This window comes from Mesorhizobium sp. LSJC285A00 (genome assembly GCF_000503155.1).
Lineage (GTDB): Bacteria > Pseudomonadota > Alphaproteobacteria > Rhizobiales > Rhizobiaceae > Mesorhizobium.
This window is the reverse complement of the sequence record NZ_AYVK01000002.1, coordinates 1-25746: the sequence shown is the minus strand read 5'-3', so window position 1 is coordinate 25746 and position 25746 is coordinate 1. Positions and strand designations below refer to the sequence as shown.

General features: G+C 63.0%; 21 protein-coding genes and 3 pseudogenes. 6 read left to right on the top strand and 18 right to left on the bottom strand.

Translation table 11 applies throughout. The features are described 5' to 3' along the window. Window positions 1–16: 16 nt before the first annotated feature. Genes X726_RS165060 through X726_RS165070 form a run of 3 tightly spaced genes read right to left on the bottom strand, consistent with a single transcriptional unit; the run spans window position 17 to window position 3574 of the window. Entirely contained in the window at window positions 17–1078 is a 1062-nt protein-coding gene (locus X726_RS165060) for a substrate-binding domain-containing protein (RefSeq protein ID WP_023667731.1), read from the bottom strand. Between the two features lie 31 nt (window positions 1079–1109). After that, a complete protein-coding gene (locus X726_RS165065; protein WP_023667730.1) occupies window positions 1110–2363 on the bottom strand; it encodes a M20/M25/M40 family metallo-hydrolase in 1254 nt (417 codons plus the stop codon). Next, window positions 2360–3574 (bottom strand): ROK family transcriptional regulator, encoded by a 1215-nt coding sequence (locus X726_RS165070; protein ID WP_023681814.1) that lies wholly within the window; start codon window positions 3572–3574, stop codon window positions 2360–2362. Before X726_RS165070 ends, X726_RS165065 begins: the two co-directional genes overlap by 4 nt. Before the next feature lie 919 nt (window positions 3575–4493). On the opposite strand from X726_RS165070, the gene X726_RS165075 reads away from it, so the two are divergent. Together X726_RS165075 and X726_RS1000000168405 are read left to right on the top strand one after the other, a co-directional pair. Then, on the top strand, window positions 4494–5840 hold the full coding sequence (locus tag X726_RS165075) for a family 1 glycosylhydrolase (protein ID WP_023667728.1): 1347 nt from the start codon (window positions 4494–4496) through the stop codon (window positions 5838–5840). Between the two features lie 454 nt (window positions 5841–6294). Continuing rightward, window positions 6295–6420 (top strand): annotated as a pseudogene (locus X726_RS1000000168405) (MucR family transcriptional regulator); the annotation flags it as partial. A gap of 172 nt (window positions 6421–6592) precedes the next feature. On the opposite strand, the gene X726_RS165080 reads toward X726_RS1000000168405, so the two are convergent. The 7 genes and pseudogenes from X726_RS165080 to X726_RS165105 form a co-directional block, all read right to left on the bottom strand. Further along, complete coding sequence (locus tag X726_RS165080) at window positions 6593–7141, bottom strand: hypothetical protein (RefSeq protein ID WP_023667727.1); 549 nt, start codon at window positions 7139–7141, stop codon at window positions 6593–6595. Between the two features lie 189 nt (window positions 7142–7330). Next, window positions 7331–7647 (bottom strand): annotated as a pseudogene (locus X726_RS1000000171435) (Arm DNA-binding domain-containing protein); the annotation flags it as partial. 224 nt (window positions 7648–7871) lie between these two features. Continuing rightward, window positions 7872–9434, bottom strand: a complete 1563-nt coding sequence (guaA, locus tag X726_RS165085; protein ID WP_023667726.1) for a glutamine-hydrolyzing GMP synthase — start codon at window positions 9432–9434, stop codon at window positions 7872–7874. Between the two features lie 55 nt (window positions 9435–9489). Next, window positions 9490–10158, bottom strand: a complete 669-nt coding sequence (locus X726_RS165090) for a 5'-methylthioadenosine/S-adenosylhomocysteine nucleosidase (protein WP_023667725.1) — start codon at window positions 10156–10158, stop codon at window positions 9490–9492. Further along, window positions 10155–10613 carry a PaaI family thioesterase gene (locus X726_RS165095; protein ID WP_023701303.1) on the bottom strand — a complete coding sequence of 153 codons (459 nt, stop codon included), beginning with the start codon at window positions 10611–10613 and terminating at the stop codon, window positions 10155–10157. Before X726_RS165095 ends, X726_RS165090 begins: the two co-directional genes overlap by 4 nt. A gap of 84 nt (window positions 10614–10697) precedes the next feature. Further along, window positions 10698–11138 carry a TspO/MBR family protein gene (locus X726_RS165100; RefSeq protein WP_023667723.1) on the bottom strand — a complete coding sequence of 147 codons (441 nt, stop codon included), beginning with the start codon at window positions 11136–11138 and terminating at the stop codon, window positions 10698–10700. A gap of 84 nt (window positions 11139–11222) precedes the next feature. Further along, window positions 11223–12512 (bottom strand): RsmB/NOP family class I SAM-dependent RNA methyltransferase, encoded by a 1290-nt coding sequence (locus X726_RS165105; RefSeq protein ID WP_023667722.1) that lies wholly within the window; start codon window positions 12510–12512, stop codon window positions 11223–11225. 319 nt (window positions 12513–12831) lie between these two features. Here X726_RS165105 and X726_RS165110 point away from each other — a divergent pair, with 319 nt between their 5' ends. Continuing rightward, window positions 12832–13509: an MIP family channel protein gene (locus tag X726_RS165110; protein WP_023686840.1), complete on the top strand. Its 678-nt coding sequence runs from the start codon at window positions 12832–12834 to the stop codon at window positions 13507–13509. 64 nt (window positions 13510–13573) lie between these two features. Here X726_RS165110 and katG read toward each other — a convergent pair whose 3' ends face one another. Beyond that, window positions 13574–15769: a catalase/peroxidase HPI gene (katG, locus tag X726_RS165115; RefSeq protein WP_023667720.1), complete on the bottom strand. Its 2196-nt coding sequence runs from the start codon at window positions 15767–15769 to the stop codon at window positions 13574–13576. Window positions 15770–15909: 140 nt separating this feature from the next. Here katG and X726_RS165120 point away from each other — a divergent pair, with 140 nt between their 5' ends. Beyond that, window positions 15910–16818: a hydrogen peroxide-inducible genes activator gene (locus X726_RS165120; protein WP_023667719.1), complete on the top strand. Its 909-nt coding sequence runs from the start codon at window positions 15910–15912 to the stop codon at window positions 16816–16818. A gap of 107 nt (window positions 16819–16925) precedes the next feature. On the opposite strand, the gene X726_RS165125 is transcribed toward X726_RS165120, so the two are convergent. From X726_RS165125 to hisS, 5 genes and pseudogenes are all read right to left on the bottom strand, one after another. Continuing rightward, window positions 16926–18029 carry a calcium:proton antiporter gene (locus X726_RS165125; RefSeq protein WP_031214513.1) on the bottom strand — a complete coding sequence of 368 codons (1104 nt, stop codon included), beginning with the start codon at window positions 18027–18029 and terminating at the stop codon, window positions 16926–16928. Window positions 18030–18125: 96 nt separating this feature from the next. Next, complete coding sequence (locus X726_RS165130; protein ID WP_023667717.1) at window positions 18126–19886, bottom strand: AMP-binding protein; 1761 nt, start codon at window positions 19884–19886, stop codon at window positions 18126–18128. A 234-nt stretch (window positions 19887–20120) separates the two neighbouring features. Then, window positions 20121–20822, bottom strand: a complete 702-nt coding sequence (gene hisG, locus X726_RS165135; protein WP_023667716.1) for an ATP phosphoribosyltransferase — start codon at window positions 20820–20822, stop codon at window positions 20121–20123. Continuing rightward, entirely contained in the window at window positions 20819–21937 is a 1119-nt protein-coding gene (locus X726_RS165140; protein ID WP_023667715.1) for an ATP phosphoribosyltransferase regulatory subunit, read from the bottom strand. Before X726_RS165140 ends, hisG begins: the two co-directional genes overlap by 4 nt. 339 nt (window positions 21938–22276) lie before the next feature. Next, window positions 22277–23752, bottom strand: a pseudogene (gene hisS, locus X726_RS165145) (histidine--tRNA ligase); the annotation flags it as partial. Window positions 23753–23955: 203 nt separating this feature from the next. On the opposite strand from hisS, the gene X726_RS165150 reads away from it, so the two are divergent. Further along, on the top strand, window positions 23956–24201 hold the full coding sequence (locus tag X726_RS165150; RefSeq protein WP_023667713.1) for a hypothetical protein: 246 nt from the start codon (window positions 23956–23958) through the stop codon (window positions 24199–24201). Between the two features lie 127 nt (window positions 24202–24328). Here the strand turns inward: X726_RS165150 and X726_RS1000000170325 are convergent, their stop codons facing one another. Continuing rightward, window positions 24329–24496 carry a hypothetical protein gene (locus X726_RS1000000170325; protein WP_023667712.1) on the bottom strand — a complete coding sequence of 56 codons (168 nt, stop codon included), beginning with the start codon at window positions 24494–24496 and terminating at the stop codon, window positions 24329–24331. A gap of 33 nt (window positions 24497–24529) precedes the next feature. After that, window positions 24530–25342 (bottom strand): transposase, encoded by an 813-nt coding sequence (locus X726_RS1000000167905; protein WP_348626745.1) that lies wholly within the window; start codon window positions 25340–25342, stop codon window positions 24530–24532. 55 nt (window positions 25343–25397) lie between these two features. On the opposite strand from X726_RS1000000167905, the gene X726_RS1000000172335 reads away from it, so the two are divergent. Then, window positions 25398–25746: hypothetical protein (locus X726_RS1000000172335; RefSeq protein WP_348626744.1), on the top strand; the 349-nt coding region annotated here is incomplete at its 3' end.

Genomic DNA, 25746 nt, shown 5'->3' with positions numbered 1-25746 from the left:
GCGCCGGAGCGAGAGCCTACTTGGCCGCGTCGAGCACCGGCTGCGGCGCGTCGCGGTTGAGCGAGTCCTTCCAGCCCTGCGCGACGTTCTCCTTGGTGACGGTCAGGGCCGGGGCGACGACGAAGGCTGGTGTCGGCTGGCCAAGCAGCGACTTCATGCCGGAAGCAGCCATGGCGCGGCCGAGTTCATAGGCCTTGTCGGCGACGAGGGCTGCGACATTGCCGCCCTTGACCATGTCGAGCGCGACCGGCTCGGCGAGGTCGAGCGTGACGATCTTGGTCCTGGCGTTGCCGGCGCCGCGTAGCGCCGACAGCACGCCGTCGGCCGGCTCGGCCCAGGTCACGTAGATGCCGTCGAGATCGGGATGCTGCAAAAGCATCGCGTTGGCCAGTTCCTCGGCGCGGGCCGGGTCGGATATGCCCTGTTCGGCGACGATCTTGATGTCCGGATATACCTTCTCGATGGTGGTCTTGAAGGCTTGGTCGCGCTGGTTGGTGACGTAGTAGGCAGCGTCGTGGAAAATGTAGCCGACCTTGCCCTTGCCGCCGATCGCCTTGGCCATCGCGTCCGCAGCCTGCTTGCCCATCTGGAATAGATCGTCAGTCACGATCGAAGCGTAATCGGTGCCCTGCTTGTAGCCCTTGGGCAAGTTGGACAGGAACACCAACTTGGTGCCGTCCTTGACCGCCTGGCGGAAGGCTTCTGCCGAGGTGACCGGGTCGAGCGGCAGCGCCAAGATGACGTTGGGCTTGGCGGCCAACGCCGTCTCGATGTCGCTGCGCTGGCGGGCGGAGTCGAACTGGGCATCCGTTTTGACCGCAATGGTGATGCCGGCGCGGGCGAATTCGTCGGTGGCGCCGGCGGTTACCGCATTGGTGAAATCGGACGAGGTGTGCCAGAGCAAGGCAGCCTTGTAGCCCTTGTCCTTGAGCGCGGCGATGTCGGCATCGCTTAGGATCACGTCGGCGCTCGGCGTGGCGCTCTCGCCCTGCGGGCCGACCGTCTGTGCGAAAGCTGGGTTGGCGGCAAGCATCAATCCGCCGGCAAAGGCGGCGGCGATCAGTGTCTTCATCGGCATGTCAGTTCTCCCATTTTGCTTCGTTGGTGGTTCAGTCGGCCACGCCGCAATAGCGGGCCATGAAGGCGGCGAAGCCGACTATGCCGGCGAAATATTCCTCGACATCCACGTGCTCCTCGAATGTGTGGCAATTCCTGATGTCGCCGGGCGCGCAATAGACGGCAGGAATACCGAGCTGATTGATGATGAAGGGGGACTCCGACCAGAACGGTGCGCCCTCGATGACGCCGCGTCCGCTCATTGCGCCGGCCATCGCGTCGGACAGCATGGCGACTTCCGCCCGCGTTTCGCCGATCTCGGCAGCGGTGCCGCCCAGCCTGTGGTCGCGGCCGGCGGGGTAGGCGAACTCTACCGAAATATCCGGATCGGTGATCGCGCCGCGCACGGCAGCCTCGATCTCGGCGGCGGCGGTGTCGAGGTCTTCGCCAGGCAACAGCTTACGGATCAGCGAGAGCGTGCAGCGCTCGGGAACGGCAATGTAGCCGCCGCCGGCAAGCCCGGTGATAAGCAGGAAGCCGCGCCCGACCAGTTTGTGCTCGGCGCGCGCGGCGACCTCATCCGAATGCTTCCAAAGCGCCGTCATCGCGGCATGGCTTGCACGGAGCGCATCCTTGCCGAGTTCTGGCACACCGAAATAGGCGGATTTGCCGGTAATCGAGATATCGGTGATGAAGAAGCCGATCTGCGCCGCATAAACGGCCAGGCGGGTCGGCTCGACATAGACGCTGAAATCGGGTGCTGTGACCTCGCCGGTCTCGATGCGTCCGACGAAGTGCTTGATCCCGGCGGAAATGCCGGTGCCGGGCTGGCCGCTCTCCTCGTCGCCGATGAAAGCGAAGGCGACGTCGCCCTTGAGGCGAACGCCTGCCTTGTCGAGTAGCGCGAGTGCCGCCAGCGAAGCAGTGATGCCGGCCTTGAGGTCGCCTGAGCCGCGGCCCCAGACAGCACCATCAATGATCGGGGCGGCGAACGGATCCTCACGCTCGGTGCCTGCCCAATGCTCGCGCCAGCCGTCGACATGGACGGTGTCGGTATGGCCCATGAACAGCAGGCGCTTTCCCTGGTCGGCCCCCTTGCGCTCGCCCCAGATGTTGGGCCGCCCGGGAAGAAATTCCGTCCTGGTCAGGCCGCTGAGGTCAAGGTCGCGCATCCTGGCTTCTAGGAAGTCGACGAAGTTGGCTTCGTTGCCGGTGATGCTCTCTCGGCCGATGGCGCGGCGAAACAGCGTTAGTGCGTCGTCGCGGTCGAGCGCTGCCTGCAGGCGGGCGGTAATATCGTGAGTCATATCGCGGCCTCCTTCAGGGCGGCGGCCTGGGCAGGCGGCAGCGAAATCCGGCCATCAGGCGCGTCGACGCCGAACAGCGTGTTGTGCAACTGGCCAAGGCCGATTGCCGCCGCGCCAATGAGGGCTGCGCGTGCGCCGAGTTCGCTCGCCTCGACCCTGACCGGATAGGGGAAGCATAGCGGCAGAAGCGCCTGCACCCTGGACAGGATTTCGGGCCGCAACCCAATCGAGCCGCCGAGGATAAACTTTTCTGGATTGGCGATTGCCGCGATTGCCGCAACGCCTTGCGCCAGATGGCGGGCAGTTTCGTCGAGCACGGTGAGCGCGTCCTTGTCGCCAAGCGCGGCATTCTCGAATATTGCCGGCACCGAGACCTGCCTGCCGGTGAGAGCGTGGTAGCGATCGGTCATGGCGTGGGTGGCCACCGCGCGTTCGAATGCGCCGGTGCGCAGTGATTCCTCGGTGAAGGGATCGGCCCCGATCGGCATGAAACCGATCTCGCCGGCGGCGTGCCCAGCACCCCGCACCAGATGGCCGCCCAGCATCAGCCCGCTGCCGATGCCGGTGCCGAGCGCGATGTAGGCGAGATTGTCGATGCCCTGGCCTTGGCCGAGCCAGTTCTCGCCAAGCACCGCGAGATTGACGTCGTTCTCGATCATCACCGCGACGCCGAGCGCTTCTTCGAAGGCATCCAGCACATTCATTGTGTCGAAGCCGGCAATGTTCGGCGCCATTAAAATGCGGCCGGTGGCCGGGTCAGGAGCGCCAGGCGCGCCGATGACGGCCAGGCGTATCTTCTTGCGCGCGACGTGCTGTCTGGCCGCGGCATCGAAGGCCAGCGCTGCAATCTGATCGACGACGAACTGGCCGCCGCGCGGGTCGGTCGGTGTGGCGGCTTCGGCAAAGATCTGGCAGGCAAGGTCCGTCAGCGCGACCCGCACCTTGGTGCCGCCAAGGTCGACGGCGATGATATAGGCTGCGTCGTGGACCAGTTCGTAGGTGACGGCGGTGCGCCCGACATGGCCGCTGGTGCGGCCGGTTTCCTGGACCCAGCCCTCCTGCTCGAGCCCGCGCATGATTTCGGAGATGGTCTGCTTCGACAGGCCCGTCAGCTTGGCGATCGAGGCGCGGGAGATCGGCCCGCCCTGGACGATCGCTTCCATCACGGAGCGCTGTGAGAACTGACGGGATATGCGCGGCAGGTCAGTCACATTGAACTCCCGTTAATTCGTTCTATGACCGAACTTATTATTCGGAACTGGACCTGTCAATGTATGTTCGCGAGCGGCCGTTTTTGCGCACGCGAACATTGATCCGGAGGCAGGATTCAGGCGCGGTGCTGCCGTTCGGCAGAAGATAAATGCGGTCAGGGAGTGGCTGGATCAGCTTCTTGAATCAATTGGGCGAACAGCTTCGCAGCGCATTGACAAATAACGATCATGCTAGTCTCTGAGGGGCACTGTTTTCTACAGGAGATCAATACAGCGGATGGTTCGCCGGTCCATATCTCTCGTATTCTCTCGTATGGGTCTGTCGAACCATGGGACGATGAACGAGACCAACTATTGGCTTCGAGAATATCGGTGATCTACCGCGGGTCTGCGTCCCAGTGAATGGCTCAAATGGGGCCGGCAGCGGAACGTCCGTTTGCAGTTTGCAAACGTGGATAACTACCATACCGCCTTAACTCGCAAAGACCCGTTTGACGCCAACTGGGCTGGCCCGAAGCCGACCTCTCCGTCCAGCATAGTCCGATCATATTCGGCGCAAGCTGCTCGCTTGAACCGTGGGATAGAATTCCGCCAATCTCGACCCGCCTATGCCTGGGTGGCCCCTGCTCACAATCACGAGCGTAGCGCCATCTTTCCGAATGGCCGGGTGAGGCTGGAGAAATCGCCGCTGAACCTTCTCGACCAGCCATTCTCCGGCTTTGGCAAAAAGCCGGTTCGAAGGCTTTTCCGCCATGTGCCGTTGCCTTTCGCAACGAACGGTCAACCGACTGTGAATAGCACTTGCAGGCACGTGGTTGTCAGGCGCCCACCGAACTTGACAAGCAGTCTTGCAGGAACTGCGTCGAGCACTGAACGTTTGACCAAGCGCGGGCATCTCCGCCTTGGCTAAGGACCATCAATGTTCACGTTCATGTTTGCCACCGGCATCGAGAACAGCACCCCCACCATTCGACAAGGCCGGGAGCGCGTCGACGAAATGGAAAAATGCCGCTTCTACGAACGATGGCGCACCGACTTCGAACTGGTCCAGGATCTCGGGGTGCATTTCCTCCGCTACGGACCTCCCATCCACAAAACATGGCTGGGTGACGGACGTTATGATTGGGCATTCGCCGATGAGACCTTCGCGGACCTGAAGGCGAAAGACATTCTTCCGATCGTCGACCTTTGCCATTTTGGCGTGCCGGACTGGATTGGCAACTTCCAGAACCCGGACTTTCCGACACTATTCGAGCACTACGCCAGGGATTTCGCGATGCGCTATCCGTGGATCCAGCTCTTCACCCCAATAAATGAGATGTTCATCTGCGCCACCTTTTCGGCCCGCTGGGGATGGTGGAACGAACAACTGAGCAGCGACACTGCTTTCGTCACCGCCCTCAAGCACATCGTGAAGGCGAACGTGCTTGCCATGCGGGCGATTCTCGAGGTGCGGCCGGACGCCATCTTCATTCAGAGCGAATCCTCGGAATACTTCCACGCCGATTCTCCCGAGGCGGTCGGCAGAGCGGAACGGTTCAACAGCGAGCGTTTCCTGTCGCTTGACCTCAACTACGGTCATGACGTCGACGCGCACACCTATCGCTATCTTCTCGAAAACGGGATGACGGCCGAAGAATACAGTTTCTTCCTGGAAAGCCATCTGCGCAGGCATTGCGTGATGGGCACCGACTATTACCAGACCAACGAACATCGGGTTTGGGCAGACGGAACGACGTCCGGGTCCGGCGAGGTGTTTGGCTATGACGAGATCACGCGGCAGTACTTCAACCGCTACCGGCTTCCCGTAATGCATACGGAGACCAACATCAGCGAAGGCCCCAATGGAGACGAGGCCGTCTATTGGCTGTGGAAAGAGTGGGCCAACGTGCTGCGGATCCGCAACGATGGCATCCCCATCGTAGGCTTCACCTGGTACTCGCTGACGGATCAGGTGGACTGGGACAGTGCGCTTCGGGAGAACAACGGACGGATCAATCCGCTCGGCCTCTATGACCTCGACCGAAATCCGAGGGCGGTGGGGCGCGCTTTCAAGGCGCTGATCGCGAACTGGAACAAGCTGTTGGCCACACAAAGTGTCTGCCTTGCTTTGCCGGTCTTTCTTCCCTCACAGCAAGACGATGCCATTGTTCGCGCGCAACAGGATTATGCGCGCAGCCTGCTGAGCGTGGATCGGGTCGCTGAAGGCTGGACTGAACCACTTGCTGCTCCCCAGAAAGAGGTCGAACCCGATGCGCCTGGATAACAAGACTGCATTGTAACCGGTGCTGCAAGCGGCATTGGACTGGCCATCGCCATGCGGTTGGGCACCGAAGGTGCACGGGTGAGCCGACGTGGGTGGAGGCAAGGTCGAGAAGGCGCGCATCGGTTCGACAAGGGGCGCGCCGGGGAGGCCGCTATCACGGTGCTGTCGACTTGCGCTCACGCGTTCGGCAGGTTGGTAATAATCGTCAACAACGCGCCGGCCTGATAATCTTTAACCATTGAGGCATTCACTAGAGCGGGCTGGCTGAAGGTGCTGAGCGTCGACCTGCTGGGAGCAATTTATTTCGCCGGAAAGGCATTCGCTCATATGACATCTGGGGGGCGTCATCGTAAAACATATTGAGTGTGCGCGGTCGAGACGAGCTCCGCATGTCGAGCTATACGCCGCGGCAAAGGCCACCCTCCTGTCTCTAACCGAGACCCGACGCAGTTCGCACCTTGGCCGACTGGGCATGAATCCGGACGATTACCGAACCAAATGGAACCTGCCTCGCAATTACCCGATGGTGGCACCCAACTATTCGGGAAGCGTTCCGCATATCGCCTCTAACACCCAGTAGCGGACAGCTCTCGCCTGAGGCATCAGTCGTCGTTGAAGCGCTCCGGCATCGCATTCGAGCCCAAGGCTGGTGCACAAGGATCATGACATCGAATTCCACTCTTTACAGGAACAAGTGCCTTTCCTCGGGATTAGGATTCGACGCCGCAACGGCGTCGAACCCCAAAGGAGACTCACATGAAACGTAAGATTTTGACAGCTACAGCGATCTCTCTCTGTCTCGCCACCGCGGCCTTGGCGCAGTCGTCGGGAACATCCAGCGGCACGAACGGAACGTCCGGCTCATCGGCCGGGTCCAGTATGAGCTCTACGTCCGGCTCCGGCCAAAGCGGTATCCCGAGCGGCTGGGACAGCAAGCTCTCCGGCTCATTCTTCAGCGACGCCAATTCGGGAAGACTTCTGTCGCAGGATGAGATCCGCAAGAACTGGTCGTCCCTGAGCTCTGAACAGCAGGCACAGGTTCGCTCCGACTGCTCGAGGATGACGGCCAGTAACGGCACTGGCTCTGGCACAATGACCGGCACGTCAGGTAGCTCGGCTTCGACCGGCAGTGATACAACGGCGAGTATCGGCACCGGCTCCGGCACAGCCACCGGCACTTCAGGCAGCTCTGGTTCGACCGGCAGTAACACCACGGCCAGCAACAGCACTGGTTCGGGTACAACCACCGGCACGTCGGGATCCTCGAATACAGCTGGCGATACGACCGCCAGCACCAGCACGGGTTCGGGCGCGAACTCGGCTGCTCAAATGGCTTCGATGCAGCAGCTCTGCACTCAGGTTCAAGGGATGTGAGTGAATGCGGCGCTCCGGGCCGGCTTGGCCGGATTAAGAAGAGGCCTTGAAGGCCCGGGCATCGCTTTGGTTTGGTAGCCATTTCGGCGCTGAAGTCGGCCTGAGACCGGGGTCACAACTCGGCGCTTGTCGCGCTGTTTCTCGATCGCCGGCGATCGTCCCTCGACAATAGCGCGCTTCGCGTCGAGACACTTCTCTCGGGCAAGGGTAAGTGAGATTCCGCCCCGCCCATACCTGCCTAGATAGACCGTCTCCTGGCGTCCGTTGAGCCTGTAGTCCAGCCGAACCAGATCGCACCACTGGGCATCGCGCGGACATACATGCCGTCACGGTCTGCAATCTTATAGATTTTCTCTTTTGGTTTCAGTGCCTTAAGGGCGGCATCCGTCTGAAAAGTACCGTCAGTACAATTTCGAGGCTCTTCGGCAGAAATTTTGTTTTATCTTCAATTCCTTAAGGCATAAAAAAGTACCGTCAGAGCCTCATTGGATCTGACGGTACTTCGAAAAATCTGAGCTAGCAATATGCGGAAGGTCCGTCAGCCGGTCCGTCAATCCAATCTCTGCGCACCGATTGTCGCCGAATGGGTTTATATGTGTTGTCAAATAGTTATGGCGTACAATGGCGTGTTTTCGGCGGCGTTTGAGTGGGCCTGAATCACTCCCACTCGATGGTGCCTGGCGGCTTTGACGTCACGTCGTAGACGACGCGGTTGATGCCGCGGACTTCGTTGATGATGCGGGTGGCCGCCGCGCCGAGGAAAGCCATGTCGTAGTGGTAGAAGTCGGCGGTCATGCCGTCGACGGACGTCACGGCGCGCAGGGCGCAGACGAATTCGTAGGTGCGGCCGTCGCCCATCACACCGACGGTCTGCACCGGAAGCAGCACGGCGAAACCCTGCCAGATGGCGTCGTAGAGGCCGGCCTTTCGGATCTCGTCGAGATAGATGGCGTCGGCCTCGCGCAGGATTTCGAGCTTTTCGCGGGTGATACCGCCGGGGCAGCGGATGGCAAGGCCTGGTCCGGGGAACGGATGGCGGCCAATAAAACTTTCGGGCAGGCCGAGTTCCTTGCCCAGTGCCCTCACCTCGTCCTTGAACAGTTCGCGCAGCGGCTCGACCAGCTGCATGTTCATGCGCGCCGGCAGGCCGCCGACATTGTGGTGCGACTTGATGGTCACCGACGGGCCGCCGGTGAAGGAGACGCTCTCGATGACGTCGGGATAGAGCGTGCCTTGCGCCAGGAAATCGGCGCCGCCGAGTTTCTTGGCCTCTTCCTCGAACACCTCGATGAACAGCCGGCCGATGGTCTTGCGCTTCGTCTCGGGGTCGGACTCGCCTTCCAGCGCGGAGATGAATTTTTCCGACGCGTCGACCAGGATCAGCGGCAGATTGTAGTGCTGGCGGAACATCGCCACCACGCCGGCGGCCTCGTCCTTGCGCATAAGGCCATGGTCGACAAGAATGCAGGTCAGCTGGTCGCCTACCGCTTCGTGGATCAGCAAGGCAGCGACCGATGAATCCACGCCGCCCGACAGCGCGCAGATGACCTTGCCCTTGCCGACCTGCTTGCGAATGGTTTCGACCGCATGCTCGCGATAGGCTCGCATCGTCCAGTCGCCTTCGATGCCGGCGATGTTGTGGACGAAGTTCCGGAGCAGCCTGGCGCCATCCGGCGTATGCACAACTTCCGGGTGGAACATGATGCCGTACATCTTGCGCGCGACGTTGCCGAAGATGGCGAAAGGCGAGCCTTCCGACTTGCCGAAGACTTCGAACCCCTTGGGCAGCGAGATGACGCGGTCGCCATGGCTCATCCACACCTGGTGGCGCTGGCCTGGCGCCCACAGGCCCTCGAACAGCGGGCTGTCCTTTTCGATCTCGACGAAGGCGCGGCCGAATTCGCGATGGTTCGAGCTTTCGGCGACGCCGCCCATCTGCACGCACATGGCCATCTGGCCGTAGCAGATACCGAGCACAGGTACGCCGGCATCGAAGACGATCTGCGGCGCGCGCGGGCTGCCGATGTCCGATGTCGAGGCGGGACCGCCCGACAGGATCACGGCTTTCGGATTGATGCGCTTGAAGGCAGCTTCGGCCGATTGGAACGGCACGATCTCGGAAAACACGCCAGCCTCGCGGATGCGGCGGGCGATGAGCTGCGTAAACTGGCTGCCGAAATCGACAATCAGGACTGTATCGGGATGATTGGCTGTCGTCATGGCGAGCCTTTAGAGAAAGAAACGAGTCGGCGCAATGGGGTGCGCAACCCGACTTTCAGAGCGGCGCCGACTCTTGCCCAGGCTGCTCCTTGTGTAGCGTGCCGGAGCCGATGGCCTGTTCGAGGCGCATGACCGCATCGGCCAGCTTCTCGTCGATGACATGGAGGTATTCGGTCCAGTCGCCGACATGCCTGAGGTCGGCAGCGCCGTCGGATATGCCGCGCAGGCCGATCAGAGGGACGGCGAACAGTTGGCAGGCGCGCAGGCAGGCGAAGGTTTCCATGTCGACCATATCGGCGGCGATGGCGTCGTAGGCGGCGCCGGTGATGATGGCGCCGCCGGTCGACAGGCTGGCTTCTTTAATGCCCGGTATCCTGAATGATAGCGGGACGGTCACCGGCAGGTCGAGGAACGGCGTCGCGCCTTTTTCGAAGCCTAGCGGCGAAGCGTCGATGTCGCGATAGCTGACCGAGACCGCCTGGTAGATTTCCGTCTGCTCAAGCGTGCGGCTGCCGGCGGAGCCGAGCGAGACGACGAGATCGGGCAACGCCTTCTCGGATTTCAGCCATGACAGTTCGGCGCCGAGCCGCACACCTGCCTCGACCGGGCCGACGCCCGTCATCAGCGGCGTGAACAGTTTCTGCAGATGCGGACCGTATTCCGCTTGCGCCGCCATGACGAAAAGAACGTCCTTGCCGCCAATTCGCGTAACGCTGGCCATCATCCCGCTATCCCGTCACGGCCAACCACCGTCATCATCGTGCCGGTCATGGTCGCGATCAGCTTGGCCTCGCCATCGGCGGCAAAGGCGTACGCTTGGCCATCGGCGACAATGATGGTGCGGCCGGGTTTGGTCACCGAGCCGCGGAACAGGAAGCGTTCGCCCCGGCCGGGCGCCAGGAGGTTGACCTTGAACTCGATGGTCAGCACGCCGGAATTTTCCGGCATCAGCGAGAACGCGGCATAGCCGCAGGCCGAGTCCAGCGCCGTCGAAATCACCCCGGCATGGAGGAAACCGTGCTGCTGGGTCAGTGCCTGGGAATAGGGCATTTCGATCTCGATGATGCCCGGCGTCACAAGCGTCAGCTCGGCGCCAATGGTCGCCATCGCCTGCTGGCGGGCGAACGACGCCCTGACGCGGTCCTCATAATCGGGTGCGGGTACGATCTTTGCTGCCATGGCCATCGCCCTGATTTATCTGCAAAGCTTATCGCAGACGCCTGAACGCCACGCAAATGCTTTTGCTGCACTGCAGCAAAGCACTCAGTTCAACAGGAGCAGCGACGCGTTGAGCAAGGTGGCGAAGGCCACCCATAGGGCATAGGGCGCAAACAGCCATCCGGAAACCCGGTCGCGGTTCCACACCGTGGCTATGAACAGCGCAATGCTGGCGAGAAGAGCCAGGATCACGACCAGTGCCGGCCCCACCAGTTTGGCGCCGAAGAAAGTCGGCGACCACGCGAAGTTCAGAACAAGCTGGAGGGCCCAGATCTTCATCGCGGCGCCTGCTCGTTCCCGCTCCCATGTCCGCCAGCCGGCTACGGCGATCAGGACATAAAGGAGCGTCCAGGCCGGCGCGAAGACCCAGTTGGGCGGGTTGAAGGGCGGCTTGGCGAGCGAGGCATACCATTCACCCGGCAACGTCGCATAGCCGATCAACAGGCCGCTGCCGAGCACCAGAATGAGGAAAAGCAGAGGCGACACATATCTTTGCAAGAATTCTACCCCGTCTGGCGGCCGACGCCGCGCATCTGCAACTGGCGCTATGTCAGCCTGTAAATCGCAGCGTCAATTCGCCCCACGCAGCGCACAGAAATAGAACCCGTCGGTGCCGCTGAGCGCCGGCGACAGCGAGATATCGCTTGTCTTGCCGATCCGGGCGGCCGCTGCGTGACCGGGGAAGCTGACATCCCAGAGCGCGCGATGATCGACCGGGACAAAGCCCTTGTGCCGCTCGCGGAAGGCAGCGATCTGCTCGCCATTCTCCTCGTCGAACACCGAACAGGTGATGTAGACCAGCAGGCCGCCCGGTTTGACATAGGCCTTGGCCGCGTCGAGGATCGCCGACTGCTCGCCCTTGCGGGCATCGAGCTGTCTTTGCGTCAGCCGCCATTTGGCGTCGGGACGGCGCCGCCAAGTGCCGCTGCCGGTGCAGGGCGCATCGACCAGCACAATGTCCATGTGGCCTGCGAGGGGGCTGAGTTCAGCCGGCTTGGTGACGACCTGCACGTTGCGGTTTTCCGAACGGCGGATGCGGTCGAAGATCGGCGCCAGTCGCGCCTTTTCGGTATCATGGGCGAAGACCTGGCCTTTGTTGGCCATCGCCGCAGACAGCGCCAGCGTCTTGCCGCCGGCGCCGGCGCAGAAGTCGAGCACCTGCATGCCGGCCTGCGCGCCGGCAAGGGCGGCAACGATCTGCGAACCCTCGTCCTGGACCTCGAACCAGCCTTTCTGGAAGGCCGGCTCGGCCTGTACGTTCGGGTGCCTGCCGTCGCCGTCGATGGGCGGGATGCGAATGCCTTGCGGCGCGATAGCAGCCGGTTTGGCGCCAGTGTCGGCGAGTTCGGCCAGCACTTTGGCGCGGTCGGATTGCAGCGTATTGACCCTGATGTCGAGCGGCGGGCGGGTCGCCAAAGCCGCCCCTTCCGCAACCCAGTCTGCGCCAAAGGATCGTTCGAAGAGCGGCGCGCACCAGTCGGGTATGTCCGCCCGCACCGCCTCCGGCGCGTCTTCAGGCCGGCGCTCGGCCAGCGCCTGCAACTCGGCGGCGCTGAGCAGCGGCGGCGCGAACTTGTCACCCTGGAGCGCATCGTTGAGCGATTGCGGCGTCTGGCCCCATTCGATGAGCAGCGCGCCGAAGCCGATGGTGCGGGGCGTGTCTTCACCTAAAAGCCAGCCGGCGGAACGTTTGTGGCGCAGCGCGTCGTAGACGATGTTGCCGATCGCCGCGCGGTCGCCGCCGCCCGCAAAGCGATGCGACAGGCCCCAATCTTTCAGCGCATCGGCCACCGGCCGGTGGCGCCGGCCAATGTCGTCCAGCACTTCAATGGCTGCCGCCAGCCGTCCGCCCAGTCGCATTCGTCATTCCATCTATCGAGCACAGTATCTTTCGGCCTGCTCTTAGAGCGTTTCGCGTCGAGATTGAACCCCGCTTGAATTTCGCGGCGACGAGGCCTTCCGCTCGCGGCCGACGATTTTCCCCGCCGGCAAATGTCCGCCCGCCGGCGATAACAAATCTCAAATATATGCAAGGTCTCTAATGTTGGTAACTGGCCGCCGTAAGCACGATCTGTGGCGCAATTGCTCTGCTTTCCAAGCTTTTGCGTTGGGAATACTCTTTGCGCCATGATTCGCGGCGCGGAAAAGCGGACCGACGGATCGATACGAGGAGAGGGCAATGAAAACGTATCTTGCGGAAGTTCTAGGGACATTTCTATTGGTGTTTATCGGCACGGCGTCGGTGGCGACGGGTGGCTTTCTCGCCGACTTGCCGCTGGGCCAGGAAGCCATCGGCCTGGCGTTCGGCATCGGCCTGATTGCGGCGGCTTACGCGGTGGGTCCCATCTCAGGCGCACATCTCAACCCGGCCGTCACGCTCGGCGTCTTCCTTGCCGGCCGGCTGCCGGCCAAGGGTGTGATTCCTTACTGGATCGCGCAGATCATCGGCGCCATTCTGGCCTCGCTGGCGCTGTGGATCATCGTCTCCGGCCAGACCGGCGGGCACACCACCGGTTTCGGCGCCAATGGCTGGGACGTGGCGAAATGGGGGACGAGTTCGGCCTTCCTGTGGGAGCTGATCGGCACCTTCACCTTCGTCACCGTCATCCTCGGCGTCACCGCCGAGAAGCACTCGACGGCGTTCGCCGGCCTGGTCATCGGCCTGACGCTGGCCGGACTGCACTTCGCAATGATCCCGGTGACCGGCACCTCGCTCAATCCGGCGCGTTCGATCGGCCCGGCGCTGTTTACCGGTGCCGCAGCCCTCAGCCAGCTCTGGCTGTTCATCGTTGCGCCGCTGATCGGCGGCGCAATCGCTGGCGTCGTCGCCAAGGCACGCATCTTCGAAAAGGACTGATTTCGAAGCCTGCGAAAACGAAGGGCGCGGGCCTCGGCCCGCGCCCTTCGTTTGGGAGGTTGTATCAGGCAGCGATGTCGAAACGGTCGGCGTTCATCACCTTGGTCCACGCCTTGACGAAATCGCCAACGAATTTCTGCCCGGCATCCGCCGACCCGTAGACCTCGGCCAGCGCGCGCAGCTGCGCATGCGAGCCGAAGATCAGGTCGGCGCGTGTGGCGGTCCACCTGACTGCCCTGGTCTTGCGGTCGCGTGCTTCATAGACCTCATGCGAGCCCGGCTCGGAGGCCGGATCCCAGATGGTGCTCATCGAGAGCAGGTTGACGAAGAAGTCGTTCGTCAGCGTGCCCGGCCTGTCGGTCAACACACCATGCTTCGAGCCGCCGGTGTTGGCGCCGAGCACGCGCAGGCCACCAACCAGCACCGTCATCTCCGGCGCCGTCAGGTTGAGCAGTTGCGCCCGGTCGACCAGCATGGCTTCGACCGACATCGGCGGTTTGCCCCTGACATAGTTGCGGAAGCCGTCAATTTTCGGCTCGAGCGCCGCAAAGGAATGGACGTCGGTCTGCGCCTGCGAGGCGTCGGTGCGGCCGGGCGTGAAGGGAACCTTCACCGCATTGCCGCCATCCTGCGCCGCTTTCTCGACCGCGGCGACGCCGCCGAGCACGATGAGGTCGGCCAGCGAGACCTTCTTGCCGCCTGCGTTGAACTCGTTCTGGATGGCTTCGAGCTTCGCCAGCACGGTGGCCAGTTCGACAGGCTGGTTGACCTCCCAGTCCTTCTGCGGCGCCAGACGAATGCGCGCGCCATTGGCGCCGCCGCGCTTGTCGGAGTTGCGGAAGGTCGAGGCCGAGGCCCAGGCGGTCGAGACCAATTGCGAAACGCTGAGGTCCGAAGCCAGGATCTTGGCCTTCAGCAATGCGATATCCTGGTCGCTGACCAGCTCATGGTCGACGGCCGGAACCGGATCCTGCCAGATCAGCTCTTCCTTCGGCACCAGCGGGCCGAGATACCGCACGACCGGCCCCATGTCGCGATGGGTGAGCTTGTACCAGGCACGGGCGAAGGCATCGGCGAACTGCTCCGGATGCTCGTGGAAGCGGCGCGAGATCTTCTCATAGGCCGGGTCGGCCCGCAGCGCGAGGTCGGTGGTCAGCATTGCCGGCGCATGACGCTTCGAGGGATTGTGCGCGTCCGGCACCGTAGCCGCGCCAGAGCCGCCCTTCGGCGTCCACTGATGGGCCCCGGCCGGGCTCTTGGTCAGCTCCCATTCGAAGTTGAAGAGATTGTCGAAGAAGTTGTTGCTCCACTTGGTCGGCGTCGTCGTCCAGGTAACTTCGAGGCCGGACGTGATCGCATCGCCGGCAATGCCGGTGGCATGCTTGCTCGACCAGCCGAGGCCCTGCGCCTCGATGCCCGCGCCTTCCGGCTCGGCGCCGACCAGTGTTGCATCACCGGCGCCATGGGTCTTGCCGAAGGTGTGGCCGCCGGCGATCAGCGCCACGGTTTCCTCATCGTTCATTGCCATGCGTCCGAAGGTCTCGCGGATGTCGCGGGCCGAGGCCAGCGGATCCGGCTTGCCGTTCGGCCCTTCCGGGTTGACGTAGATCAGGCCCATCTGCACCGCGCCGAGATGGCCGTGCAACTCACGGTCGCCGGAATAGCGCTTGTCGTCGAGCCACTTGGTTTCCGAACCCCAGTCGACATCCTGCTCGGGCTCCCAGACATCGGCGCGGCCACCGGCAAAGCCAAAGGTCTTGAAGCCCATCGATTCCAGCGCAACGTTGCCGGTGAGAATCAACAGGTCGGCCCAGGAGATCTTGCGGCCGTATTTCTGCTTGACCGGCCACAGCAGCCGGCGCGCCTTGTCGAGATTGGCGTTGTCCGGCCAACTGTTCAGCGGCGCGAAACGCTGCTGGCCCGCACCGGCGCCACCCCGGCCGTCGCCGATGCGATAGGTGCCGGCGCTGTGCCAGGCCATGCGGATGAACAGCGGCCCGTAATGGCCGAAATCGGCCGGCCACCAATCCTGCGAATCCGTCATCACCTTGTGCAAATCCTCGATCACCGCGTCGAGGTCGAGCGTCTTGAACTCCGCGGCGTAGTCGAAAGCTTCGCCCATCGGGTCCGAAAGGCTCGACTGCTGGTGGAGAACGCCGATGTCGAGCTGGTTCGGCCACCAGTCGCGGTTGGTCCTGGCGGAGGTTCCATGCGCGACCGGGCATTTGCCGGCGCTGTTGTCGTCGGTCATCGCGTCCATCTTGGCCTCCGAATTGCTGATTTATGTGTTGTTTTTTCCGGGCCGGCCGGGAGCCGCGCCACTCTGGAATGGTTCCAGACTAAGCCGTCTCTTCGATAAAAACAAATTGCCTTTCCTGTTTGTTGCGATAGGCTTTCCTTATGATTGGCTTGACCGTGCGGCAGATGCAATATTTCGAGGCTTTGGCGCAAACGCTGCATTTCGGCCGCGCCGCAAAACTCGCCGGCGTCAGCCAGCCGGCGCTGTCCGCGCAAATCGCCGAGATGGAGCAAAGGCTGAACTGCCGGCTGTTCGAGCGCGGCGGCAAGACGGTGCGGATGACGGAAGAGGCGCAAGCGCTGCTGCCACGCATCGAGCGCATCCTGCGCGACATCAGTGATGTCGAGACGACGGCCCGGCGCGGCCGCCCGGCCATGGAAGGCCGCTTCCGGCTGGGCATCATCCCGACCGTGGCGCCGTATCTTTTGCCGCATGTGCTCCCGGAGCTGAAGCGGCATTTTCCGTCCCTGCAGCTCGAACTGCGCGAAGCAGTGACGGCATCACTGGTCGAGGACACGGCAACCGGACGGCTCGACGCCTTCATCGCCGCGCTGCCGCTCGAGCAGCCGGGCCTGGTCACCGAGGAACTGTTCGCCGACCGCTTCTTCCTCGCCGTGCCAGCCGGAGATCCAGCCTTCGCCTCGCCACCGGTGCCGCCGGAAAGCCCGGCGCTGGAGCGGTTGATGCTTTTGGAGGAAGGCCACTGCCTGCGCGAACAGGCGCTGGCCCTGTGCGGCAGCGTGCGTCCCGTAGCGATGGCAAGCTACGGCGCCACCAGCCTGACGACGCTGCTGCAGATGGTGGCGCATGGTCTCGGCGTCACGCTCATCCCCGAAATGGCGGCAAGGCCGGCCAGCGCCATGCCGGACCTCAAGATCGTGCCGTTCCAGGAGCCAATGCCGCAACGCACGATCTGCCTCGCCTGGCGCCGCAACAAGGTGCGGCATGATGAATGCGTCGAGTTGGCGAAGATCATTCGGGGGTTGGATGCGGCGGTGCTGGGGGTGTGAGTCGTTTGGGTCTTGGATGTCGCCTTGGGAACCCCGAAAAGAAACTCAAATCAGGCGCGTTCGCGAATACCCGCATTGATGGCTGGTCGCCAGACCGCACCAAAGCCTCAAGGGATAAATACCAGAAAAACATACGTAAAAAATACAACGGCATGGACGATTCCGGTCAGGAAGGTCGTCCTTTCGTTGCTAAAGCTTACGCCGCATATGAAAAGCGCTAAAACCAAAAGTACTGCGTCAGCTTCCGGGAGCCCCAGGGTCAACCCTCGTCCCGTAAGCAGGCTGGCTGCTGCGACCGCAGGTATCGTCAAACCAATCGTGGCGCAAGCCGAACCCATTGCGACATTCAGGCCGCGCTGCAGCTCATTGTTGAGTGAAGCGCGAACCGCCGAAATGGCTTCCGGCATCAAAACCAGACCCGCGATCATTGCCCCCACAATGCTGTCAGCCTGGGTCACCTGGTAAGCAACGAGCGCATTTTCAACACTTGCGGCAGCCTGCTCGGCGAGCATGACAATTCCGATCAGTCCGATTGCCAGGAGCAGAGCGCTGGAATAGATGCTTTTGTGAGGGGCGGTTCGCGCCGAAAGGTCGTGTGCCAGTCCTTCGATGAAGTCGTCCCGGTGCCGGACGGTTTGCGCGAACACAAAACTTGCATAGAGCAGCACGGAAAGTACGCTCACAAGGCCAAGCTGAGCTGCCGAAAATGTGCCGGGATCGGTGGTCCGCGTGTAGGTCGGCAGGATAAGCGTCATGACGGTCAGTGCGGCCAGAACCGCCAGATATGCGCTTGTCCCTTGCCGGACAATTGCCTGCTTGCGATGACGCCAGCCGCCAAACGTGAGACACGTCCCCACAACGCCGGTGGAGGCAATCATCACCGTCGAGAAGACGGACTCACGTGCAAGCGTGGGGTTGTTCTCTCCATGCAGCATCATGGAAACGATGATCGACACCTCGATTGCCGTTACGGCAAAAGTCAGCACCAATGTGCCGTAGGGTTCCCCCACACGGTGGGCCACCGCCTCGGCGTGATCGAGCACCACGAAAATAGTGATGAACATGATCGCACTCGAGAGCGCTCCGACGAGAATCCTGACGCTCGGCGAACCTTCGTCCACCGGTAGCCCGCTGGCTCTGACCGCAACGGCCAGTGCCAGCGCGGCCAAAGGCATCGCATAGGAAGTCGCTGATCGTGCGAAACCAGTCATTCAAGCCCCAATGCGTTCGGCGAACCTTGCGGAAGCCTGTCGAGCACCCCAGTGTCGTTTCGAAGCCGGGCAGTCCCGTCCCCCGGCGTTCAACCCTCAAGCCGTCTTCTGCACCACCAGCCCCAGTTCCTCCACCATCGCCTCGCGCATCAGAAACTTCTGCGGTTTTCCCGTCACCGTCATCGGCAGTTCGGTGCGGAAGCGGATGTAGCGGGGGATTTTGTAGTGGGCGATCTGGCCGGCGCAGAAATTCTTGATCTCCTGCTCGGTGGCGATCTGGTTGGGCTTCAGCACGATCCAGGCGCACAGCTCCTCGCCATATTTGGCGTCGGGAATACCGAACACCTGCACCTCCTTGACCTTGGGATGGCGGTAGAGGAATTCCTCGACCTCTCTGGGATAGACGTTTTCGCCGCCGCGGATAACCATGTCCTTGACCCGGCCGACAATGTTGCAATAGCCCTCGGCATCTATGGTGGCGAGGTCGCCGGTGTGCATCCAGCCATCGGCGTCGATCGCCTCGCGGGTTTTTTCCGCGTCGTCCCAATAACCCTTCATCACGGAATAGCCGCGTGTGCAAAGCTCCCCGGGCGTGCCGATTGCGACGGTGGCGCCATCGGCGTCGATGGCCTTGACCTCGACATGCGGGTGGATGCGGCCGACCGTGGAGACGCGCTTTTCCAGCGGGTCGTCAACGCTGCTCTGGAACGACACCGGGCTGGTCTCGGTCATGCCATAGGCGATGGTCACCTCTTCCATATGCATCAGCGACACCACCTTCTTCATCACCTCGATCGGGCATGGCGAGCCCGCCATGATGCCGGTGCGCAGGCTGGAGAGATCGAAGCCGGCGAAGTCGGTGTGGTCGAGCATGGCGACGAACATTGTGGGAACACCGTAGAGGCCGGTGCAGCGTTCCTGCGCCACCGCTTTCAGTGTGGCGCCCGCGTCAAAACCCTCGCCCGGAAAGACCATCGTCGCGCCCTTGGTGACGCAGCCCATCGTGCCCATCGACATGCCGAAGCAGTGGTAGAGCGGCACCGGGATGCAGAGCCGGTCGTCGACGGTGAGCTTGGTTGCCGCGGTGACGAAATTGCCGTTGTTGACGATGTTGGTGTGGGTCAGCGTCGCGCCCTTGGGCGCGCCCGTCGTGCCCGAAGTGAACTGGATGTTGATGGGTTCGCCCGGCTTCAGCCCTTCGGAGATGCGGTCGAGGCTGTCATGCTCGTCGCGGCCGGCCATCGACAGCACATCGGCGAAATTGAACATGCCGGGCGAGTTGTCATCGCCCATGCGGATGACAATCTTCAGCGTCGGCAATTTCTGCGCCTTGAGCTTGCCGGGGGTGGCCTTGGCGAGCTCCGGCGCCAGCGTCTCGATCATGCCGAGATAGTCGGAGGTCTTGAAACTGGCGGCGGTGACCAGCGCCTTGCAGCCGACCTTGTTGAGGGCATACTCGAGCTCCGTCAGCCGGTAGGCCGGGTTGATGTTGACCAGGATCAGGCCGATGCGAGCGGTGGCGAATTGGGTGACCAGCCATTCCCAGCGGTTGGGCGACCAGATGCCGACACGGTCGCCTTTTTCGAGGCCGAGCGCCAGGAAGCCGGCGGCGAGCGTATCGACCGTGTCCGACAGTTCGCTCCAGGTGAAGCGCTTGTCCTGGCCGACGAAGACGGCAGCATCCTGCGTGGCGTATTTGCTGACCGTGCCGGAGAAAAGCTGAGGGATCGTCTTGTCGAGCAGCGGCACCGAACGGTCGCCCGACACATGTGCCCGGCCGTCGAGCGGAGCGATGAAAGCCCTGCCGCGCCCGCGCAGATTGGTGGCGTTCTTAAGCTCGTCGAGATTGATCGCCATCGCCGTTTCCTCCCGGGATATGGCGAGCCTATCAGCCTGATTGGATGGTGGAAAGTAGAGGCGGTTCCCCTCCCCCTCGCGGGGAGGGTGCCTCGCGAAGCGAGGCGGGTGGGACCCTCGGCGAAGTGCTCGACTTCCTTGCTCACGGTCGACCCGGCTTGGGTCGTCTCGCGTCGAGCACTGCCGGAGCGACCCCACCCGTCCATCCGCCTTTGGCGGCTGTCCTCCCTCCCCTCAAGGGGGAGGGAGCGCGCTCATCTTCGCGGCTATTTCCCGCACTAGCGCCTCATCCGCAGCAGCACGATCTTTCCGGGCAGCCACGAGGCAGGCCTGCGACTTCAGCACAACCCCATCGGCCAGCACCTTGAGATGGTTGGCGCGCAGGGTCGAGCCGGTGGTGGTGATGTCGACGATGACATCGGCAAGGCCTGCCGCCGGCGCGCCTTCGGTGGCGCCGAGGCTTTCGACGATGCGGTAGACCTGGATGCCGTGCTTTTGCGAGAAGAACTGCTGCGTGAGCCGCCAGTATTTGGTTGCGATCCTCAGCCGCCTGCCGTGGCGCTGGCGGAAATCGGCGGCGACATCGTCGAGATCGGCCATAGTATCGACGTCGAGCCAGATGCCGGGCACCGCGACCACGACATCGGCGTGGCCGAAGCCGAGGCGAGCGACGATTTCGGCGCGCGCCTCCCAGTCGGCGAGGTTTTCGCGCAGCAGATCCTCGCCGGTAATGCCGAGGTCGACCGAACCTTGGCCGATCTCGCCGGCAATTTCGGACGCCGACAGAAACGCCACCTCGATACCTTCGGCATTGTCGATGCGGGCGCGGTACTGGCGCTCGTCACCGGGCAGACTGACGGCAAGCCCGGCTCTGGCCAGAACCTCCAGCGCCTGCTCCTTGAGCCGGCCTTTCGACGGGATCGCCAGCGTGATCATTTGGGCTCCCCCCGCAGCGCTTCGATGCGGTCGAGCCAGACGGAAAAGCCGACGCCGGGGATCGGCGTCTTGGCGCCGAGCAGCGTGAGCAGCCGGTCGTAACGGCCGCCGCCGGCCAACGGCCGCTCGCCGTTCTCAGCCGCGATCTCGAAGACGATGCCGGTGTAATAATCCAGCGGACGGCCAAAGGCGGCGTCGTAGCGGATTGTCCTGGTCGGCAGGCCATGCGCCTCGATGGCCTTGGCGCGGGCGGCGAATTTTTCCAGCGCCGCGCCCAGCGAAAGCCCGGCAGAGGCCGCAAAGCTTTCGAGCGCAGCGCTGGCGCCGTCGAGCGGCACGTCGATGGCGAGAAAATCCCTGAGTGCTGCAAAGGCCTCGTTCGACAGCCGCACGCTGCGCAGTTCGCCCTTTTCGATCAGCCGTCGGGCAATGTCGACCGGCGCGCGTCCGCCGGATGCCAGCAGGCCGGCCTCTTCCATGCCGCCGGCAATGTGGGCGGAAAGCGCTTCGAGATCGCCATCTAGGACAAGGGCCGCGACTTCGCCGTCAAGCTGACCGTTGCGTGGCGGGTTGGCGAGATCGGACAACGCTGCCTGCAGCATCGGCGCCGAACCGAAGGCGCGCGCAAGTCGCATGCGCCAGCCGCGCGGCAGGCCGAGGGCCGCCAGCACCGCCTCGAAGATGGTCTGGTCGCCGAGCGTGATCGCCAGAGGTTGCGCCGGCAGAACCAGCTCAAGCAGCGCATGCGCATCAGCCAGCGAACGGGCATCGGCCTCAGCCATGTCGCGGTCGCCGAGATCCTCGATGCCGGCCTGAAAGAACTCGTTGCCGCCCTCGCGGCGCTGGCGGAACACTTCGCCGAGATAGGAATAGCGGCGCGGCGTGCCGGCCTGCGAGGCGATGTGGTCGAGGCAGACGGGGATGGTGAATTCGGGCCGCAGACACAGCGTCTTGCCGGTCTCGCTTTCCGTGAGAAAGATGCGGCGGCGCAGATCCTCGCCGGCCATATCGAGGAATGGGTCGGCCGGCTGCAGCACCGCGACCTCGACCGCATGGGTGTTGCGGGTGGCGAAGAGCTTGGTGATTTCCGTCGCGATTGCGGGGCGGGAGGTCATGGGCGGCGCGAGGCACCCCCCTCTGGCCTGCCGGCCATCTCCCCCTCAAGGGGGGAGATTGGCAGCTTGCGGCGCAGCGCCTCTTCTTCACCGGCGGAGATTGGCGAAAGCCTACGCAACATCCAATCTCCCCCCTTGAGGGGGAGATGGCCGGCAGGCCAGAGGGGGGCGTTCAAGCGCCACCCTTCGCACGGTCAGCGGCCTGCGCAGCCAAAATCTTCTTCACCTCGGCGACCAGCTCAGCCTCCGGCACCGTGACCTGTGCCGGTCNAGCTTGGTGATTTCCGTCGCGATTGCGGGGCGGGAGGTCATGGGCGGCGCGAGGCACCCCCCTCTGGCCTGCGCAGCCAAAATCTTCTTCACCTCGGCGACCAGCTCAGCCTCCGGCACCGTGACCTGTGCCGGTCTTGCGGCGCGCCATTCGGCGTTGTCGGCGATTTCAGCGGACATGCGCGCGCCTTCGATCAGATCCTTGATCTGCAGCTCGCCCTTGGCGCGCTCGTCGCCGCCCTGGATAACGGCGACCGGGCTGCCGCGGCGGTCGGCATATTTCAGCTGCGCCTTCATGCCGGCGCCGCCGAGATACATTTCGGAGCGGATGCCGGCCGCGCGCAGATCGGCCACCATCTTCTGGTAGCGACCGAGGCTTTCCGTATCCTTGTCCATCACCAGCACGACGACCGGCGCGATGACATCGGTGGTGTCCAGCTTGCCGAGGTTCTTCAGCGCCGTCATCAGGCGGGAGACGCCGATCGAAAAGCCGGTCGCCGGCACCGGCTCGCCACGGAAGCGCGAGACCAGCCCGTCATAGCGGCCGCCACCACCGACCGAACCGAAGCGCACGATCTGGCCGTCTTCGTTGGGGATTTCGGCCAGAAGCTCGGCCTCGAAAACCGGGCCGGTGTAGTATTCGAGGCCACGAACGACGGAGCGGTCCATGGCGATGCGATCTTCGCCATATCCGGCCGCCCTGACCAGGGCTTCAATCGTCGCGAGCTCGCCGACGCCTTCTTGGTAAGTCGGGTTCGAGCTCACTATGGAAACCTGGTCGACCTGTGCGTTCCTTGCCGTGGCGAGGAGAACTGCTTCAGCTTGCCCGTCGTCCAAACCAGCGCCCTTGGCGAAGTCGCCCTCGCCTTCCTTGCCGCCATCCCATCGGCCCGGCCCAAGCAGAAGCTTCACGCCTTCCGGCCCGAGCTTGTCCAGCTTGTCGATGGCGCGCAGCACGGTCAGCCGGCGGCCGGCATTGTTGTCACCGCCAAGGCCGATCGCCTCCAGCACGCCATCCAGCACCTTGCGGTTGTTGACCCGGATGACGTAGTCGCCACGCTTGATGCCAAGCGCTTCCATCACGTCGGCCATCATCATGGCCATCTCGGCGTCGGCTGCGACGCCCGGCGTACCGATCGTGTCGGCGTCGAACTGCATGAACTGGCGGAAGCGGCCCGGGCCGGGCTTTTCGTTGCGGAACACCCAGCCGGAGCGGTAGCTGCGATAGGGTTTCGGCAGCTTCTCAAAATTCTCGGCGACGTAGCGCGCCGTCGGCGCGGTCAGGTCGTAGCGCAGCGACAGCCACTGCTCATCATCGTCCTGGAAAGAAAATACGCCCTCATTAGGCCGGTCCTGGTCGGGCAGGAACTTGCCCAGCGCATCGGTGTATTCGATCAGCGGCTGGTCGGCCGGCTCGAAACCGTAGAGCTCATAGACCGAACGGATCGTCGCCATCATCTTCTCGACGGCGCGGATATCGTCGGCGCTGCGGTCGGCAAAGCCGCGCGGCAGCCGCGCTTTCGTCTTTTCCGATTTGTCGGCCATGGGATGGGTCTTTTCGCTAAGTAATCGATAACTTATTTGGAGTCGGCGTGTCCTAACCGAAGCGGCTTGGTGCGGCAAGGGTTTGCGCTCTTTCCTTCTCATTCGAAACAAAACGCACCAAAAGGAAACAATTCCGCCATCGGCGCGGCATCGTGCCGACACAATCAGAGCCGATAAGCGCGCCGAAACAAGGGGGTGGGCCCATGACCACGGCGGAACGCAAATTCGATATTGGAGACGAGGGCTCGTATGAAGTCCGGCTGCGGCCGGCCGAGAGCCGTGCGCAGGTGACGGCGAGCCTCGGTCCGTTTGAGGTCACTGCCGACGAGCGCAAGGGCTCCACCGTGCGCGAGGCGCTGATGACTGGATTGCTGGTGATTTATCCGGCCTTTGCGGCACTGGCGGCGATTGTCGCCGGGCTTTTTCTGACGGGCGCCAGCGGGACGTGAGTTCCTTACCCTCCCCCTTTTGGGCATAGGCGCTAAGATAGCTTTGGCATGGACTGAAACTTGCGCTTTCGTGGTGGTTCGCGCCAGCGATATCGCAAGGCATGGAGATTNAGCGGGCGCCCGTCGCTCAAGGGGGAGAGACACCCAACTCCTGCGAGAGGGGTTCGGTCACAAGCGCGATGAGGAAGTGTGCAAGGATCCAAGGCTTTGCGATCCTTGGGTCTTTGGCGGGAGGAGAGCGCAGCCCGATCAGGCTCTTCAGGCGCTTGAAGGCGAGCTCGATGCGCCAGCGCATGCGGNGCGCGCCACAGCAGCGGGCGCCCGTCGCTCAAGGGGGAGAGACACCCAACTCCTGCGAGAGGGGTTCGGTCACGAGCGCGATGAGGAAGTGTGCAAGGATCCAAGGCTTTGCGATCCTTGGGTCTTTGGCGGGAGGAGAGCGCAGCCCGATCAGGCTCTTCAGGCGCTTGAAGGCGAGTTCGATGCGCCAGCGCATGCGGTAGAGCTTGAGGACCGTATCGGCGGGAAACTCCTCCCGGTCAAGCGAGGTCACAAGCAGGACGAAGCCGGCCGCAATCAGCGTCTGCGGTTGAACCTTGTTGCCCTTGGCCCTGGCTTCCTTGTTGATTTTGCGCCGCGCTTCTTGTGCCGCGGCCTCGGATTTGCGCAAGGCGATCAGGCGCATCTTCACAGGCTCGCCCTTCTTGAGTGCCAGCCGGGCAGGCGTTTCGCAGACTTCCTCCCGGCAGCTCTCCAGGTAGCCGATGAGATCGAACGCCCTGCCATTGGCGTCGAGCCATCGCGCGTTTTTCCACGACGCGCGCACAACAACATCGCCGCCTTGCGCCATCACCTTGGCGATCCGCTCGGCCTGCAGATAGGCGCGGTCACCGATGCGGATCTCGCCCGGCACCACCGGCACGCGGTCGATCAACTCGGCCTCGCTCTGATCGGTGATCTCGATGAAGTCGAACTGCTCGCGCTCAAGCTCGAAGGCGCAGTGCATGCGCCAAAGACCATTGTTCTTCTTCTCATACGCACCGGCCTTGGCAACCGCTGTCGCATCGAGGATGCGAACCAGTCGGCCTTTGGCCAAACCTGCATCCTCGCGCTTCAAAAGGTGCCCAATNCGCTGTCGCATCGAGGATGCGAACCAGTCGGCCTTTGGCCAAACCTGCATCCTCGCGCTTCAAAAGGTGCCCAATCAACTGCTGCAGCCATGGTCCTGCATTGCGCAGCCGGCCAAGCAACGCCACGTCCGAAATGTCGGCAATCCCGCTCGCCGCCGCCCAGGCCACGACGCCCCGCATGCCAACCTTGCCAAGGCAGTAAGCCAGTGTCAGGCGCAACAGGTCGCTCGCCGACCTGACGCCGCGCGGGCGCAGGAACGCCTTCGTCTCGCGGGCACTTGCTGCGATCAACTCTTCGCCGCCCAGAAGCTCAATCGTCTCGGCCCAGCCGTCATCAACAAGCGATTCGTGTGTCATCGCAGCGTAGAATCACACCCGATTCCGCAAGGCAATACCTATCTTAGCGCCTATGCCC

What these genes read in the sequence shown, in the direction of transcription:
- X726_RS165060 (WP_023667731.1), bottom strand. Translation starts at nt 1,078, where the DNA reads ATGCCGATGAAGACACTGATCGCCGCCGCCTTTGCCGGCGGATTGATG.
- X726_RS165065 (WP_023667730.1), bottom strand. Translation starts at nt 2,363, where the DNA reads ATGACTCACGATATTACCGCCCGCCTGCAGGCAGCGCTCGACCGCGAC.
- X726_RS165075 (WP_023667728.1), top strand. Translation starts at nt 4,494, where the DNA reads ATGTTCACGTTCATGTTTGCCACCGGCATCGAGAACAGCACCCCCACC.
- guaA (WP_023667726.1), bottom strand. Translation starts at nt 9,434, where the DNA reads ATGACGACAGCCAATCATCCCGATACAGTCCTGATTGTCGATTTCGGC.
- X726_RS165090 (WP_023667725.1), bottom strand. Translation starts at nt 10,158, where the DNA reads ATGATGGCCAGCGTTACGCGAATTGGCGGCAAGGACGTTCTTTTCGTC.
- X726_RS165095 (WP_023701303.1), bottom strand. Translation starts at nt 10,613, where the DNA reads ATGGCAGCAAAGATCGTACCCGCACCCGATTATGAGGACCGCGTCAGG.
- X726_RS165105 (WP_023667722.1), bottom strand. Translation starts at nt 12,512, where the DNA reads ATGCGACTGGGCGGACGGCTGGCGGCAGCCATTGAAGTGCTGGACGAC.
- X726_RS165110 (WP_023686840.1), top strand. Translation starts at nt 12,832, where the DNA reads ATGAAAACGTATCTTGCGGAAGTTCTAGGGACATTTCTATTGGTGTTT.
- katG (WP_023667720.1), bottom strand. Translation starts at nt 15,769, where the DNA reads ATGGACGCGATGACCGACGACAACAGCGCCGGCAAATGCCCGGTCGCG.
- X726_RS165120 (WP_023667719.1), top strand. Translation starts at nt 15,910, where the DNA reads ATGATTGGCTTGACCGTGCGGCAGATGCAATATTTCGAGGCTTTGGCG.
- X726_RS165125 (WP_031214513.1), bottom strand. Translation starts at nt 18,029, where the DNA reads ATGACTGGTTTCGCACGATCAGCGACTTCCTATGCGATGCCTTTGGCC.
- X726_RS165130 (WP_023667717.1), bottom strand. Translation starts at nt 19,886, where the DNA reads ATGGCGATCAATCTCGACGAGCTTAAGAACGCCACCAATCTGCGCGGG.
- hisG (WP_023667716.1), bottom strand. Translation starts at nt 20,822, where the DNA reads ATGATCACGCTGGCGATCCCGTCGAAAGGCCGGCTCAAGGAGCAGGCG.
- X726_RS165140 (WP_023667715.1), bottom strand. Translation starts at nt 21,937, where the DNA reads ATGACCTCCCGCCCCGCAATCGCGACGGAAATCACCAAGCTCTTCGCC.
- X726_RS165150 (WP_023667713.1), top strand. Translation starts at nt 23,956, where the DNA reads ATGACCACGGCGGAACGCAAATTCGATATTGGAGACGAGGGCTCGTAT.
- X726_RS1000000170325 (WP_023667712.1), bottom strand. Translation starts at nt 24,496, where the DNA reads ATGCGCTGGCGCATCGAGCTCGCCTTCAAGCGCCTGAAGAGCCTGATC.